The 15273-nt window shown below is 65.5% G+C and carries 17 protein-coding genes; 5 read left to right on the plus strand and 12 right to left on the minus strand.

The window, feature by feature from the left end:
• Positions 1–16 precede the first annotated feature (16 nt).
• A complete protein-coding gene (locus tag ACOZ4I_RS04515; RefSeq protein ID WP_424003459.1) occupies positions 17–1135 on the minus strand; it encodes a pyridoxal phosphate-dependent aminotransferase in 1119 nt (372 codons plus the stop codon).
• A gap of 38 nt (positions 1136–1173) precedes the next feature.
• Positions 1174–1317, minus strand: coding sequence for a hypothetical protein (locus ACOZ4I_RS04520; protein ID WP_424003460.1), 144 nt, complete (start codon positions 1315–1317; stop codon positions 1174–1176).
• Between the two features lie 79 nt (positions 1318–1396).
• Between ACOZ4I_RS04520 and ACOZ4I_RS04525 the strand changes: the two genes are divergently transcribed.
• Together ACOZ4I_RS04525 and ACOZ4I_RS04530 are read left to right on the plus strand one after the other, a co-directional pair.
• Entirely contained in the window at positions 1397–1909 is a 513-nt protein-coding gene (locus ACOZ4I_RS04525; protein WP_424003461.1) for a CinA family protein, read from the plus strand.
• 36 nt (positions 1910–1945) lie between these two features.
• Positions 1946–2452, plus strand: coding sequence for a metal-dependent hydrolase (locus ACOZ4I_RS04530; protein WP_424003463.1), 507 nt, complete (start codon positions 1946–1948; stop codon positions 2450–2452).
• Here the strand turns inward: ACOZ4I_RS04530 and ACOZ4I_RS04535 are convergent.
• Complete coding sequence (locus ACOZ4I_RS04535) at positions 2449–3210, minus strand: PHP-associated domain-containing protein (protein WP_424003465.1); 762 nt, start codon at positions 3208–3210, stop codon at positions 2449–2451. The genes ACOZ4I_RS04530 and ACOZ4I_RS04535 overlap by 4 nt on opposite strands.
• A gap of 115 nt (positions 3211–3325) precedes the next feature.
• On the opposite strand from ACOZ4I_RS04535, the gene ACOZ4I_RS04540 reads away from it, so the two are divergent.
• Positions 3326–3622, plus strand: coding sequence for a DUF7565 family protein (locus tag ACOZ4I_RS04540; RefSeq protein ID WP_424003467.1), 297 nt, complete (start codon positions 3326–3328; stop codon positions 3620–3622).
• 28 nt (positions 3623–3650) lie between these two features.
• Here ACOZ4I_RS04540 and ACOZ4I_RS04545 read toward each other — a convergent pair whose 3' ends face one another.
• The 9 genes from ACOZ4I_RS04545 to ACOZ4I_RS04585 all read right to left on the minus strand — a co-directional run bounded on the left by ACOZ4I_RS04545 (position 3651) and on the right by ACOZ4I_RS04585 (position 13660).
• Complete coding sequence (locus ACOZ4I_RS04545; protein ID WP_424003469.1) at positions 3651–3908, minus strand: hypothetical protein; 258 nt, start codon at positions 3906–3908, stop codon at positions 3651–3653.
• A 138-nt stretch (positions 3909–4046) separates the two neighbouring features.
• Positions 4047–4706 (minus strand): helix-turn-helix domain-containing protein, encoded by a 660-nt coding sequence (locus ACOZ4I_RS04550; protein WP_424003471.1) that lies wholly within the window; start codon positions 4704–4706, stop codon positions 4047–4049.
• A gap of 247 nt (positions 4707–4953) precedes the next feature.
• Complete coding sequence (locus ACOZ4I_RS04555) at positions 4954–5391, minus strand: transcription elongation factor Spt5 (protein ID WP_162411887.1); 438 nt, start codon at positions 5389–5391, stop codon at positions 4954–4956.
• Between the two features lie 4 nt (positions 5392–5395).
• Complete coding sequence (locus tag ACOZ4I_RS04560; protein WP_424003473.1) at positions 5396–5575, minus strand: protein translocase SEC61 complex subunit gamma; 180 nt, start codon at positions 5573–5575, stop codon at positions 5396–5398.
• Between the two features lie 152 nt (positions 5576–5727).
• Complete coding sequence (locus tag ACOZ4I_RS04565; RefSeq protein ID WP_424003475.1) at positions 5728–8178, minus strand: methyl-accepting chemotaxis protein; 2451 nt, start codon at positions 8176–8178, stop codon at positions 5728–5730.
• Positions 8175–9410 carry an ABC transporter substrate-binding protein gene (locus tag ACOZ4I_RS04570; protein ID WP_424003477.1) on the minus strand — a complete coding sequence of 412 codons (1236 nt, stop codon included), beginning with the start codon at positions 9408–9410 and terminating at the stop codon, positions 8175–8177. Before ACOZ4I_RS04570 ends, ACOZ4I_RS04565 begins: the two co-directional genes overlap by 4 nt.
• A gap of 244 nt (positions 9411–9654) precedes the next feature.
• Complete coding sequence (ftsZ, locus tag ACOZ4I_RS04575) at positions 9655–10815, minus strand: cell division protein FtsZ (protein WP_424003479.1); 1161 nt, start codon at positions 10813–10815, stop codon at positions 9655–9657.
• Positions 10816–10919: 104 nt separating this feature from the next.
• Positions 10920–12275, minus strand: a complete 1356-nt coding sequence (locus tag ACOZ4I_RS04580; RefSeq protein ID WP_424003481.1) for a D-aminoacyl-tRNA deacylase — start codon at positions 12273–12275, stop codon at positions 10920–10922.
• Positions 12275–13660: a sodium:calcium antiporter gene (locus tag ACOZ4I_RS04585; protein WP_424003483.1), complete on the minus strand. Its 1386-nt coding sequence runs from the start codon at positions 13658–13660 to the stop codon at positions 12275–12277. The genes ACOZ4I_RS04580 and ACOZ4I_RS04585 overlap by 1 nt, the downstream gene beginning before the upstream one ends.
• Before the next feature lie 142 nt (positions 13661–13802).
• Between ACOZ4I_RS04585 and ACOZ4I_RS04590 the strand changes: the two genes are divergently transcribed.
• Entirely contained in the window at positions 13803–14600 is a 798-nt protein-coding gene (locus ACOZ4I_RS04590; RefSeq protein ID WP_424003485.1) for a shikimate dehydrogenase, read from the plus strand.
• Positions 14601–14651: 51 nt separating this feature from the next.
• On the plus strand, positions 14652–15260 hold the full coding sequence (locus ACOZ4I_RS04595) for a helix-hairpin-helix domain-containing protein (RefSeq protein WP_424003487.1): 609 nt from the start codon (positions 14652–14654) through the stop codon (positions 15258–15260).
• Positions 15261–15273 lie beyond the last annotated feature (13 nt).

Raw genomic sequence — 15273 nt, forward strand, 5'->3', positions numbered from 1 at the left:
CCGCGCAGCCGTTCTTTCACTCGAAGTACGCCGCCAGCCGCGCGGCCGCCTCGTCGACCCGCGGCGTCACCAGCGCGAAGCGGATCCAGTCGCCGCGGGACTCGCCGAACGCCTCGCCGGGCATCCCGGCGACGCCGGCTTCGTCGATCAGTTCGTAGACGTTCTCGAACGTTCCGGGGAAGTCTGGGAAGCGCGCCAGCACGTAGAACCCGCCCTCTGGGCGGTTGTACTCCGCTCCGGCGGCCGCGAGCGCGTCGCAGAACGCGTCGACGCGCCGTGCGAGTCGCTGTCGGCAGGCGGCGTAGTATCCCGGCTGCGTCGTCTCCAGGGCCCGCAGGACGGCGTACTGCGCCGGCCGACTGCCGGTGACGTTCGTCAGCATGTGCTGGGTGCGCGCCCGCTCTAAGAGCGCGCCGGTGGGGCCGTCCTCCGGCGGGAAGACGGCGTAGCCCACGCGAAAGCCCGTGATCGCCATCGTCTTCGAGAAGGAGTTGGTGGCGACGACGTTCGGCGAGTCGGCGTCGAGCGCCGACGCGAACCGGCCGCTGAAGTCGAAGTGGTCGTACACCTCGTCGCTGACCAGCAGGGCGTCGTTCTCCTCGGCGATGGCGGCGAACTCGGCCATCGCGTCCGCGCCGTACACCGCGCCGGTGGGGTTGTTCGGCGAGTTGACGACGATGACCGCGGTGTCCTCGCTCGCGGCCGCTCGCACGTCGGCGGGCCGGAGGCGGTTGTCCTCGGCGACGGGGACGAACGTGCGGTCCGCGCCGAGGAAGTTCGCGCGTCCGGCATAGTAGGGGTAGACGGGGTCGGCGAGCAACACTTCGGTGCCGTCGAAGTAGTGGAGGCCACCGGTCATCGCCAGGTGATTCGCCTCGCCCGCGCCGTTCGTGACGAGCACTCTGCTTCGGTCGACGCCCCTGCGTGCGGCGATTTCGTCCCTGAGTTCGGTGAGCCCGACGCTCGGTGGGTACTGGTAGTCGTCGGCGTCGGCCTCGGCGTAGTCCCTGAGGCCGTCGCGGAGCCCCTCGGGCGGGTCCCAGTCGGGGTTCCCCGAGACCATGTCGACCACGTCCCGGTCGGCACGGGCCGCGTACTGCATGACCCGGAAGAACTGGGGTTCCTCGTAGTCCATAGCCGCACTCCGAGCGCGGGGACCGTCTGTCTTTCCGTCTACTGCCGGACGTACAGCGTCACCGCACCCAGCGCGAGCAGGATCAGGCCCCACAGGATGTCCGAACCGGGTAGCGCCCAGAGCACGAGCGTCACGAGCCCCGAGGAAACGAGTGACCAGCCGATCGTCGTCTGATAGCTCATACGACCGTTTGTTCGCGCTCACTGAAATGTATGCGCCCTGACCTGAACGCTTATCTCGCGGGCGCGACGACCACCGGGTATGGACGACGACGCGACCGACAGCCCCGTCAGCGAGCGCGTCGGCGACCGCCTCAGAGAACGCGACGAGACGCTCGCCGTCGCCGAGTCCTGTACCGGGGGACTGGTCGGCTCGAAGATCACGGACGTGCCCGGATCGAGCGACTACTTCGATCGCTCGCTGGTCACCTACTCCTACGCGGCCAAACAGGAACTGCTTGCAGTCTCCCGGGAGGCGCTCGACGCCCACGGCGCGGTGTCGGAGGCGGTCGCCGCGGAGATGGCCCAGGGCGTCCGCGACACCGCCGGGACCGACTGGGGCGTGGCGACGACCGGCGTCGCCGGCCCGGGCGGCGGCACGGACGCGACGCCCGTCGGAACGGTCTACATCGCCGTCGCCGAGGCCGCACCGTGGGAAACCAACGAGTCGGGCGTGACCGTCTCTCACTACGAGTTCGACGGCGACCGCCGCGAGATCAAAGACCGGATCGCGACGCAGGCGCTCTCCGACCTCGAAACCGCCATACGGGAGTAGCAAGGCCTTTTACCGGGGACAGTTACCGTCCGGTAGATGAACAAACGCGGGCACGTACTGAACGCCGTCCTCCTGAGCATCGGTCTGGGGTACGTCCTCGACCCGTCGGGCGACGTGACGACGTTCGCGACCATCGCCGAAGTGTTCCTCCCCGTCGTCCTCGGCGCGCTGTTTCCCGACGTGGACACCGCCTTCGGCAAGCACCGCAAGACCCTGCACAACATCCCCGTCCTCGTGATCTTCCTCGCGCACCCGCTGTACCACGCCGGCAACCTCCAGTGGGTCTGGCTCGGCGTCCTCACCCACTACGTCCTCGACTACTTCGGCTCCCGCCGCGGAATCGCGCTGTTCTACCCGCTCTCGGACCGGGAGTACGGCTCGCCGACGGGCGTGACCACCTCCAGCGAGTACGCCGAGATCGTCACCGTGGTCATCACGCTGTTCGAACTCGCCGCGGTGGCGCTGCTGATCCACGTGCTTCCGCAGTATCTCCCGCCGAGCGTCAGTACGTTCGTGGCCGAAAACAGCGCCTTCCTCGTCTAGTAGACCTTCACGTCGTCGAAGCGCCCGTCGTAGGCGACGTGGTCCGGGTGGGTCGGCTCCGTCCCCTGCAGCATCAGTCGGTCGAACTTCCCCCAGGTGTTCTCGAAGCCGAGGTGCGCCCACTCCAGCGCGCGCCGTAGTCCGTGCGACGGCCCGTCTCGATGGATCAGCGTCCGTTTGGCCTCGGACTTGAGCGCCCCGGTCAGCGCCGCCGCGTCGTCGAGGCGCTCGTCGAACGCGACGGACACCTCTCCGACGGTTCCCCGGAGGTGCGCGTACGACGACGCGAACGTCTCGTGGCCGGTCCGCTCGGCGAACGCCCGCGCCCGGTCCCAGTGATAGGAGAGCTGCTTGGGATTGTACACCTCGATGGCGTCGATGGTGTCGGCGTAGCGCTCGATGTCTTCGAGGCCCATGCTGACGTTCAGGTACCCTGGGTGGGGGACGAGAACGGCGGCGTCCTGTCGCTCCAGTTCCGCCATCGCCCCCTCCAGGGTGATGAAGTCCGGTACCGGCTCGTCGAGTCCGATGGCGAGCACGTGGCGGCGCTGCTGCCAGGTCCCGGTGAACAGCTCCCGGGCGGGAAAGACCGTGAGTTCGTCGTCGGAGAACGCCGTCGCTCGCGAGCGAATCTCGGGCAAGCGCGTGAAGTGCGGCGCGTACACCAGCGCGTCCAGCCCCCGCTCTTTGGCCCGCTCGACAACCCGCTCGTCGAGCACTTTCACGTGCATGTCGACGGCGTACCCCTCGCGTTGCACGGACGAGGGTATCGCCGTAGTGCCATTAGGGGTTTCCGTTTCGGCGCGCCGAATCGCAACCGTCTGACAGGTGTCAGCCAAGGTTTTTACCCCCGCGCCGCCTGCCACTGAGCAAATGCCACGCTGGGAGTGCGCCATCGAAGGGGACGACAGACAGTTCGACCGCGTCGAGGAACTCATCGTCCACCAGTCGGTCGAACACGACCGTATCGAGTGCAAGGTCTGCGGCGCGGTCGTCCCCGACGGCTACTTCGCCATCAAGCACGCCTTCGACGAACACTCCCGCGCGGAGTACGTCCGCGCCTACGACGCCTCTGCCGCCGAGGTCCGCCGGCGCGAGCAGATCAAGGAGTCCGTGGAGTCCGCCGCCAACATGAACGAGGTCATCGAGCGCCTCGAAGGCGACGCCTAGTCGTCGTAGTGAGAGGCAAACGGTCGTCTCAGTCAGTCTCGACGATGTAGCTCGTCAACGAATCAGCGTCTATTTCCTCGGGAATCGTGTGTGCCTCACCGTGTCCCTTGCCGTCGGAGACACGGATGTGGGCCTCCAGTGCCTGGACGACCGACGCTTCGTCCTCGCCACCGCTGAGGTAGTTCGTCTGTGACTTCTCACAGAATGGACACGTCCACCGGTAGCCGCTCGTCACGTCGGGTTTCGTCGCCATACTCCTCGTCTCGTCGCTGCCGTCACTCGTCATCGAATCCGTCCTCACGGGTGTCTTGCGCGTGGCGTGTTCTGCACTCTTCGTGGCCAGTGCGACGGCGGTACATAACTGCAGTATCCGTCCACCCCGGTTACGAGACGTGGTTGACTGGTCAACCCTACTAACAGGGTGTCACTCGAGGCCGGGGAACGACGAGATCAGCACCGTCTGGAGCACCTTCTCGTTACTCCGACGGATCCGGTTCGACAGTGCCTGTCGTGAGATGTCGAGTTCGTCGGCGAGGTCGCCGAGACTGGTCTCTCGGGGTGTCGCGAAGTACCCGCGGCGCAACGCCAGGACGAGCGCCTCTCGCTGTTCGTCCGTCAGATCGAACTGGCGGTGCTCGTCGGTCGCCTCGCTGAGGGTGTAGGTCCGCTCGACGTGAATGGGAATCCCGTGTTCGGTACAGTAGTTGTGAAACTCGGTGAGGCCGGTGTGGTCGGCAAAGCGAAGTCGGAACAGCCACTGCTCGTCTCGGGTCGCTTCGAGGACGGTCGCCTCCGCCAGCGCGATGCCGTCGACGATGTCTGACCTCGCCTGCTCCCACTCGAGTCGATACAGGCAGCTATCGCCGATTCGATCGAGGGCGATCAGTTCTCCGACGCCGGGGGAATCTCGGACCGCGTTCTCGAACCCAGCGTGGTCGTCGCCGGTCACCCAGATGAAGGGCATGACCTGGTCCCCTATCGGCACGACCCGTTCGATCTCGATGTGCATCTTCGCAGGGTGTGCGAGTACCTGACCCAGTTGGAACTCCGAGCTCGCGACGGTGAACTCCAATAGAACGCTCATGCTGATACAGTCCAAACGACGTGGATACCCGTATTTATTGCTCATATAACATGATCCTCGGGATTCGCCTGCGGTTCGAAATCTACCCTTGTGTCGATGCTATCCGCGATTCCAGTATCCGTTCGAACGCAGGCAGAATAGCAGTACGCACGAAACGTCGGGAAATCTCAAGGTGGGGACGGTACTGCAGGCGGATGTGGGCGAGTCAGTGAACGCTTCGAACCACCGGGGTCGCCCCGTCAGACGCTTACCGCTCTTCCGAATCGAGAACGCGAATCTGGTCGCCGCGGACGGTGACCGGAATCGGGACGGTCGCCTCGTACAGTTCGACGGTGACCTGGTCCTTGCCCTCGTCGATGCGCTGGACCTGCGCCTTCTCGCCCTTGAACGGGCCGGCGATGAGTTCGACGATGTCGCCCTCGGCGATCCCCTCCACGTCGGGTTTCGGCGAGAGGAAGTGCTCGACCTCCGCCATCGAGGACTCGCCCTGGACCACGCCGTTGGCGTGGGGGATCTCGTCGAGGATGCGGTCGAAGACGGCCGGATTGTCGGCCTCGACCATGACGTAACTGGTCAGCGAGTCCGGCGCGAGTGCGGCGTGGATCTCGTCTTCCTCGCGCGAGATAATCATATCCGCGACGGTGCGTTCCTGACTGGCCGTGGTCTTGACTGCGTAGATACTCATCTGTTTACACCGGCTTGCTGCCTGGGACGAACGTCATGATGGCGAAGATGATGAACCCGAGCAGTCCGACCAGCGCGATGCCCGCGCCGGCGATTTTCGCGATCTGGGAGAACTCCTCCCACGAGGGCGTACTCGCCAGTTTGAGTACGCGGATGTAGGAGGTGAGGTCGTACGGAACGTCCATAGCGAGTCGTACCCGCCGGTGGCTTTTCTATATTGTGATGCGTCGCTACGAGTTCGGGACCATCGCAGGGCGCTCTAGGCGACACATCTCATAAAGTGAACCAGTCGACAGAACGGGGCGATAATCGGAACGGGCGTTCCGAACCTGTTCGATCAGTCGTCGGTCAGTGCAGTCTCACTTGATCCATGTCTTCTCGACTCACTTCCATCGTCGGTGTCGTCAGTTTCGAACTGGTCGACGAGTTCCTTGAGATCGGTCGCCTGACTGGAGAGTGACTGTATCTTCTCGGTGACCTCGGTGATCGACGCCGTCTGTTCCTCGGCGGACGCGGCGACGTTCTCGGCTTCGGAAGAGGTCTCCTCGCTGATCGAGCCGACTTCCTCGGCCATCGAGACGACCTCTTCCATCGAGGCTGCCTGCTCGTCGGTCGCGTCGCTGATAGCCTGGACGCCGTCGTTGGCCTCGTTGACCTGCTGGACGATACTGGTCAGCGCGTCCGTCGCGTTTTCGACCGTTTCTTTCCCGGTGTCGACGCTCTCGCCCATGTCCCGCATATCCGTGACGGTGGAGTCCGTCCGGGATCGGATCTCGTCGATCATCGACTCGATGTCGGTCGTTGCTTCTTGAGTTTCCTCGGCGAGCGTCTTGATCTCGCGGGCCACGACGGCGAACCCGTCGCCCGCCTCACCGGCCCGGGCGGCTTCGATGTTCGCGTTGAGCGCGAGCATGTTCGTCTGTTCTGCGATTTCATCGATGAGCGTCGTGACCTCGCCGATGCGCTCCATCTCCTCTGCGAGGGACTCCACCTGTTCGATGGCCTCGGTGGACTTCCGTTCGAGCGCCTCGATTTCGGCGGCGGCCTGCTCAGCGTATTCGCGCCCGGACTCGCCGTCGTTGACGGCCTGTTGTGACTTCGACGCGACTTCGTCGGTGGACGAGGTTATCTCCTCGACAGTCGCCGACAGGTCGGTCATCTCGTCGCTCACCTGCTGGATGTTCCTGTTTTGCTCGTCTGCGCCCTCGGCGATCTGCTGTACCGAATCGCTCACCTGTTCGCTGGCCGACCGCACTTCCTGTGCGCTCGCTGAAATCGCTTCCGTCGAACTGTCGACGGTTCCGGCGAACCCTTCGATGCGGTTGACTGTCCGTTCGAGTTCTGCGATCATCTCGTTGAAACTCTCCGCGATATCGACCATCGCATCGTAGTCGCTGTCGGTGGCCATCCGCTGGGTGAGGTCCCCGGCCGCCGACCTGTCCATCACGTCGCTGAACTCGGCTGCCTTCGCTTCAAGGGAAGCTGCCATCGACTCGGCGTCTTCTTTCGCCGCCTCGGCTTCGTCCCTGGCGGTTTCGACGTTGGTAATCAGCGTCTGGATGTCCTCGCCCATCTCCTCGAGGGCCGCCCCGAACTCACCGGGGATGCTCTCGTCGAGGGCTGGATCGTCGAACCGGTTGTCAGCGAGCGCATCCGCCTGATTCGCGGCGGTCGTCAGGTACGCCTGCATAGACTCGAAGGAGTTGTACAACTGTCCCATCTCGTCGACGCGCGTGGTCTCTGGAAGAGTGCTGTTGATATTCCCGGCGGCGATATCCTCAGCGGTTTCAGCCACGCGAGAGAGCGCTTTTGCGGTCCCTCGTCCGATTGTCACGCCGACGACGAACAGCGCCCCGACGGCCAGCGCGACGAGGAGAGCGATGTTCTCGGAGACCGCTGACTGGAGCGCGAAGGCCTGGTTCGCCGGGACGTGATATAGCAGGGCCCACGCTGTACCGGTAACTGGTGTATATGCCATCACGTACTCGCCGTCGTCCATCCCCGTTCTGGCGGAGACGTGTGCGTACCCCGTCTCACCGTTGAGGGCAGAATCGATTGCCGTCTCGGTTTCGTCTCCAGTAGTCGTGTATTCGTCGAGGATCGAGGCCTTTCGGTTGTCCAGTATGATGGTGCCGTTCGAGCCGACGACTTTCACGTCGCCGGTCGCAAACGGTGACGTGAATCCGTGGGAGCGTGATTCGAGTGAGGCGGTCAGTACCATGTACTTGTCGTCGCCAGCGGATTGAATGAACGCGATAACCGGTTCGTTCCCGCTCTCATAGGGCTGGGATGTCCCCGTGGGTCCCGACGACACGACTGCACCGCTGCTGTCGGTCCACGGCTCCTCGACGGTGTTGAGCGACGCCCCGTTCATGTCGTCGTTGGTACTGGCAATGACCGTGCCGTCCGCGGCGTCGACATAGTGAAGTGATCGAACGTCACTGGGGAGTCCGATGAGCTTCTGTTCGAGCCATCGCTGGTGGTCCGCCGCCGATGCCGACTCGGATCGGTCGCTGACCGAGTCCGCGAGGAACGACGCTGTCGATTGTTTGGTTGCGGCCCAGTCTGAGATAGCACTGGCCTCCGACTCTGCAACACCACGGATCTGTTCCTCGGTCTGAGCCTCGACGAGAGATTCCGTTTCGAGATGGATGGCCGCACCACCGACCGCGAGAACGAGGACCACGCCGAGCAACAGGACGCCGAACTTCGCTGCATATCGCTTTCTGATACCGGCGGGAAGTGATCGCTCAGTCGCCGTAATGATCCGCTTTGGAAGCGAACTCATTGGCCGCCTCCGGATTCGAAGAACTGCGGTTGTATTAGCTCCAGAGACTCGACTGTTCCGTCGGTTATCCGCTCTATGAGGTACGAACCCAGCGGTTCCAGGTCGTCGGTCAAGTCGACGCTGCCGGACGCGCCCTGATAATTTATGTCACGACCTGCTTCGGTGAGTGTCCGGACGCGGTCGAAATCCCCGACCGAGACGGTGTGACCCGATCCGGCGGAGACCGACTGGATTGTTTCGGCGATTGCTGGTCCGCTGCTTTCTCCGGCTTTTTCAGCGGCACTGGCCATCAGGAACATCGCGTCGTAGGCGTTCACCGCGTACGCGGCAGGTTGGTCGATGTCAGAGAACCGCCGCACCAGGTCGAAGTAGCCGTCCGTTCGTCCTGCGGAGAACGACGCGCTGTAGAATCCTTCGTAGTACGACGGGAGGTCACCGCCGAACATCCCCGAGGAAAACACCCACGGCACGTCGTAGTCGGAGCGGCCGTACGCGTCGAGGACGCCGCGCTCCTGACCGGCGGCGCAGGTAAAGCCGACCGCGTCCGGCTCGTTTTCGAAGACTGCTCCCAGGACATCGTCGAACGAGTCCGCCGACGGGTCGAACCGAACGTCGGCGACGACTTCGCTATCGAGGAACTCCGTTTGGGCCTCGGCGAGGCCAGCACCGAACGAGTTGTCGATGCTCAACAGCGCCACCGAATCCGCGCCGACGTGCATTGGGTCGTCGATAGCCTTCGCCATCACCGCGGCCTGTGCACCGTCGCTCGGGACTACCCGTCCGAAGTATTTCACTCCGTCCGCCCGACCTGCCGTCGACAGCTGTGGCGCTGTGCTGGCGGGACTGACTTCCATGACGGCATCGGACGCCGCCTTCGGTGCGAGAGCTATCGACACGTCGCTGATGAGGCCGCCGACGAATCCGACGATCCCCTGCTCGACGAGCGACTGATACTGTTCGGTCGCGGTCTCGACGTTTCCTTCAGTATCAAGAGCGGTAAGCTCGACCTCGGTTCCGTTGATACCGCCCGCATCGTTGATGTCGGTGACCGCCTGCTCGGTCGCAAGTTTACCGTGGGTACCGAGCCCCTCGAGAGAACCGCTGAGCGGAAATAACGCCCCGAACTGCACCGTCTCATCCTGCGAGACCGAACCGAGACAACCGGATGAGACGCCGAGCACCCCTGAACCGACCATCTTCTTGAGAATACTGCGCCGTGAATCCATCGCCATGTGAACGAGCAGATGAGGTCTATTTAAATCTGCATCGTTACAATTATTGATACTAATAGATATTTTTTTATGTAGCTTTCCGGTAGTGTAGGAACTAGTTACAACGACCAAGATGCTGAAATCGTGGCGTAGGGGTCCTAACGACTACCGACAGAGATCTACAGAAGATTCGCCGGAGCTCTCGCTGGAATGTACGTGTTCGAATACTGTACTTGAGAATTAGGTCGACAGTGTGTCTCGACCGTCAGTCGACGTAGTCGATGTCTTCGCCGATCTGCTGGGCGGCCTTCTCCTGCTGGGCCTCGCTCTGGCCGTAGATCTGCGGGCTCTCGACGCCGGTGACGACGATCATCGTCTCCATCTTGCCCTCGAACTCGTTGTTGACCGACGCGCCCCAGATGATGCGGGCATCGGGGTCGATGCGGTCGTAGATCTCCTCGACGACGCCTTCGGCCTCCTCGATGCTCATGTCGGGGCCGCCGACGACGTTCACGAGGGCGCTGTTCGCGCCGTCGAACTCCACGTCGAGCAGCGGCGAGCGCAGCGCCGAGCGGATGGAGTCCTGGGCCTTGTTCTCGGAGTCGGACTCGCCGAGGCCGATCATGGCGACGCCGCCGTTCTCCATGATCGTGCGAACGTCGGCGAAGTCGACGTTGACGAGGCCGGGTTTGGTGATCAGCTCGGTCATACCCTTGACCGAGCGCATGAGCACGCGGTCACAGATCTTGAACGCGTCCTGAAGCGGCATCGAGGGCGCGTAGTCGAGCAGGCGGTCGTTCGGGACGACGATGACCGTGTCGGAGACGGAGCGCAGGCGTTCGAGGCCGGCGTCGGCGTTCGCGCGGCGTCGCTCGCCCTCCGCGGTGAACGGGATCGTGACGATCGAGATGGTGAGCGCGCCGGCCTCCTGGGCTGCCTGCGCGACGACCGGGGCCGCGCCGGTCCCGGTCCCGCCGCCGAGGCCCGCGGTGACGAACACCATGTCGGAGCCGTCGATGGACTGCTGGATGTCCTCGATGTCTTCCTGGGCGGCCTCCTCGCCGATCTTCGGGACGGAGCCCGCGCCGCGGCCGCCGGTGCGCTTGCGGCCGATGAGGATCTTGGTGTCGGCCGCGACCTCGTCGGCGAGGTGCTGGGCGTCGGTGTTGGCGGCGACGAGCTTGGCCCCGTGGATGCCTTCCTCCATCATCCGGGTGACCGTGTTCCCGCCGGCACCGCCACAGCCGACGACAGTGATCTTCGTCTCTAAGTCTTTGACGACGCTCGCGAGTTCCTCGTCGGACATCGTGCCCGAGGTCGACATGTCCTTCGACGGCGTCGATGTCGACTCGTCGACATTCCCTCCGTCCGCGTCCTCCCCTTCTTGTTCTGCTTCGTCGATAGCGTCGTCGATTATCGAATCCATAATTTAAAACCCCCTTGCAGACGAACAGTTATTAGTTTTCCCCTCACGTCTGACACGCGTCTGACGCGCCGGACGTCAGTTATCGGCGGCTGAGACGCGCGTGTTCACAGCGTATATCGACGTATACGCTCCCGCTGGAACCGCTCCGGGCTGATCTCCTCGCCGTCGACCTCGACCGACTCGCCCGACGCGAGCTTGCCGAACTTCGGGCCTTCGGGGATCCCAGCGGTTCGCGCGAGGTCGGGGTCGAACGCCGTCTCGCGGGCGACGATGTCGCCGTCCTCTCGCGCGACGCTGTCGTAGCTCGCTTCGAGAATCTCGACGAGCGGGTCGACGAGCGCCTCGGCGTCGGTCCCCGCTCGGACGACGACCGGCTCCGTGACGACCGTGCCGTTCTGGTCGGTGCCGAACGCCACCGCGTGTCGCTCGACGGCCTCGCGCACCGCGTCGCCGTCGATGCCGCGGGCCTCCGCGAGCAGGTCCGGTGGGAGGTCGAGCACCGTCCACTCGCCCGCGTAGCCGGTCGCTCGCTGGCCGAAGCGGAGGCCGTCCTCGACGGTTCCGATTTCGGCTTCCAGTTCCTCGACCAGGCCGAGCGGGACGCCGCTGGTCTCGCGGACGAACGTCTCGCCGACGACGCGGTGGCCGAGCGACTCGACGGCGGCCCGGAGGTCGGGACGGTCACCTTCCATGAGGGCGTAGTCGGCCGCGCTCTCCCGGAAGGTGCGGTCGAGGACGGCGTCGCGATCGTCCTCGTCGTCGGCCCACTCGTCCAGTGCGTCGAGCGACCAGTCGGCAGCAATGTGGCCGACTGCCCAGTCCGTCTCGCGGACGACCCGCTCGAAGCGCGGCGCGTAGTGCCCGCCGCCAAGCCCGACGAGATGGCGACGCGTGCCGTTCTCGCGGGGGGCGTCCGGGGCCACCTCGGCCACGTCGAGGATCGCTCTGGCGACGGCTTCGGCGGCGGCGGGGTCCTCCCACTGCTCGCGCGCGCTGCCGACCTCGACGAACATCGAGGGGACGCCCACGTCGGTCGGTCCGTGGTGGGTGCACTCCATGCCGACCTCGTACTCGGGGGGCGCGTGGTCGTCGAGCGCCGAGACGACCGCCCGGTGTGCGTTCGGACAGGCGCGGGCGAATCGGCCGTCGCGGCCGCCGTATTCCGCGACCCCGAAGTTTCCGGTGTGGTGCGCGGTCAGCAGTTCCTCGGTCTCGCCCGCGTGCTTCGAGGCGAACACGAGCAGATCGACGTCGCCGAAGGCCGCCGCCGCGTCTTCGAGGTCCAGATGGAGCGACGCGAACTCGCGGAGTTCGACGCTGTCCGTCCGGTACACCGTTCCCCCGCCGTCGGCGTCGTCGCGGCGCTCGTCGACGGCGGTGTCCCAGTCGCGCAGCGCCAGCAGGTGCTCACCGATGTGTTCGGACGCCGCGTCTTCGTGCGAGACGACGATTCCCAGCATCAGTCTGCTTGCTCCACGTAGACCGGTTCTCGACCGAACGCGGTTCGGACGGCGTCACCGGCGAGCCCGAACAGGCGCTTCAGCGCCCGCCGGCGGTAGGCGAACAGCGCGGCACCCGCGACGAGGTACACGGCGGTGTAGGCCAACAGCAGGTCGTGGCTCGACAGCGGCAGTTCGACGAGGTCCCTGATGAGCGCGAACTCCAGGAGCACCTGCGAGATGAACAGCACGAACAGCACCACCGCCTCGCGGATGCTGATCTCGAAGTTGACGAGGATGGCGAGCGCGAAGAAGGACTGCCCGGCCGTGATCCAGATTTCCGCGCCCTGGCGGGCGTCGAACGGGAGGACGCCGTAGCCGCCGAGGGCGATGGAGTAGACGACGGCGATGGTCCCGATGAGCAGCGTCCACTGATTGAGCTTCGAGGAGATGAGCGCGTTGAACCCCGCGGTCGACCGGGCCTTGTTGACCAGCACGGCGACGACGATGAGCTCCGGCGACTCGCTCGCAAGCGGCGCGACCCACTGGATCATGAAGAACTCGGGGATGCCGTTGTTGATGCCGATCTCTTCGAGGCCGTGGGCGAACGGCTCGACGGCGGTGAAGATCATCGCGCCGGAGTAGCCGAACAAGAGGAGGACGACAATCGGTCGCCACGGCAGCGACCACTCCTGGAAGTACCTGGGGACGCCGACGGTGTGCTCGCTCTGTTCGATGTCGGACTTGAGCACGAGACCGATGTACGTGACGTAGAGGCCGACGAGAAACAGCGTGTCGAGCGCGCCGATGCCGCCGCCGAGGGGGACGAGGAACGCCCAGCAGGTCGCCAGAAAGAGAAAGGAGATCTCCATCGCGATGTCGGTGTCGAGCTGGACCGCGTCGTTCAGGAAGCCGTCGCGGTTCAGCACGGCGGTGTCGCGGGTCGACGCCGCGCGCATGACGGTGAACACCGCGATGCCGGCCCAGCCGAGGCCGATGAGGATGCGGTTCGCGCCGGTCATGTTCGCGATGGCGAGGTTGGCGTCGTGACAGGCCCGCGCCAGCTGCGTCTCGCCGGCTTCGACGGCCTGTGCGGAGAGCTGGCTGCAGGCCTCGGCCGTCGCGCCGCCGGCCCCGGCGTTCCAGGCGTACAGCGCGTCGACGGCGTACTCGGGGGCGACGGCGAGGATGGCGAGAACGGCGATGGCGAAGGCCCGCGGCACGTCCTTCTCGGCGGTTTCCGCACCCCACGCGAGGAGGAACGACGCGCCGAGCACCGCGAACCCGCTTATCGCGACGGTCGCGACGGTTCCGACTTCGGTCCCGGTGACCAGCAGACCGACCCAGGTGGCCGTCAGAGCGAGTGCGACGGCGACCTGTACCAGGGGATGACGTAGACTGCTCACTACCCGAGGTGTGGTCAGGTCCGCGTGAAAAGCTTGCGAAACCGACGACTGGACGAGGTGTCCCCCGACACGCAACCCGCGGTTCTGGCCCCACTCGCCCCAGAGCGTGGCGTTCATACGACCGGGGCTCGCTGGCGTTCGTATGGACGTCTACGGTCTCATCGGGAACCCGGTCGGTCACTCGCTGTCCCCGCCGATGCACGAGGCGGGCTACGACGAACTCGGACTGGACGCGCGGTACGTCGCCTTCGAGCCGCCCGCCGACGAGGGCGCGGCGGCGGTCGAAGCGGCCCAGACGCTCGGCGTCTCGGGGCTCAACGTCACCATCCCGTTCAAGCAGGACGTACTCGACGCCGTCGAGCCGGCCCCGCTCGCCGAGCGCATCGGCGCGGTCAACACGGTCGATTTCTCGGGCGACACCCCGACGGGCCACAACACCGACGCGGTCGGCGCGGTCCGCGCCCTCTCGCACCACGGGGTAGCGTTGTCGGGGACCGCCGTCGTCGTCGGTGCCGGCGGCGCGGGGCGCGCGGTCTCGTTCGGCCTCGCCGACGAGGAGCTGTCGGTCCGGATCGCGAACCGAACCGAGTCGAAGGCCCACGCCCTCGCGGACGACGTACCCGGCGCGACGGGCCACGGGCTCGACGAGCTCGGCGACCTGCTCGCCGACGCCGACGTGCTCGTCAACTGCACCAGCGTCGGGATGGAGAGCGACGAGACGCCGGTCCCCGCGGACGCGCTGCACGGCGACCTCGCGGTGCTAGACGCGGTCTACACGCCGATCGAGACGCGACTGCTACGGGACGCCGCGGCCGCGGGAGCGACGACCGTCGACGGGGCCTGGATGCTCCTGTTCCAGGGCGTCGAGGCGTTCGAGCTGTGGACCGGCGCTGAGGCCCCCGTCGAGGCGATGAACGACGTGCTCCGTGCGAACCTCTAGCGAAAGCGGCCACAGGTAAGAGATTTGTGTGGGGGCAAAATACGTTCGTGTATGGGTCTGCTTCAGAAGCTGAAATCCGCCCTCGGGCTCGACGGGTCGAGTTCGACCACGTCGACGGCCTCCGACGTCGACGTCACCGTCGAGCGCGAGCCTTCTACTGAAGACGAGGACGCCGTGAAGGGGACGAACACCGCGACGACCGAAGTCGGTACTGCCGAGGGCGACGCGTCCGAGGCCGCGCCCGACGCCGGCGTCGAGACGGACGCGGACTCCGGAACGGATGCCGACGACGAGGACGCGTCCGGCGCCGACTCCGAGCCAGCCGTCGACGACGCCACGGGTGCGAACGAACCCGTCATCGACGAGGCCGAACCCGAGACCGATGACGGCGACACCGCCGAGGCCGAAGAAGACGCCTCCGAGGCGGACGATGAAGACGCCTCCGAGGCGGACGACGATTCCGACGCGGCGGCCGAAGGGTCGGACGACCCCGTCACCGAGATCAAGGGCATCGGACCCGCGTACGCCGAGCGCCTCGCCGACATCGGCATCGAGACGGTCGGCGACCTCGCCGCGGCTGACGCCGCCGACATCGCGGCCGAGACCGACCTCTCGGAGAGCCGGGTCGCCGGCTGGGTCGAGCGGGCCGCGGCATACTGACTGCGCGAACCGC

It is taken from the genome of Haloarcula salina (assembly GCF_049603855.1).
Lineage (GTDB): Archaea > Halobacteriota > Halobacteria > Halobacteriales > Haloarculaceae > Haloarcula > Haloarcula salina_A.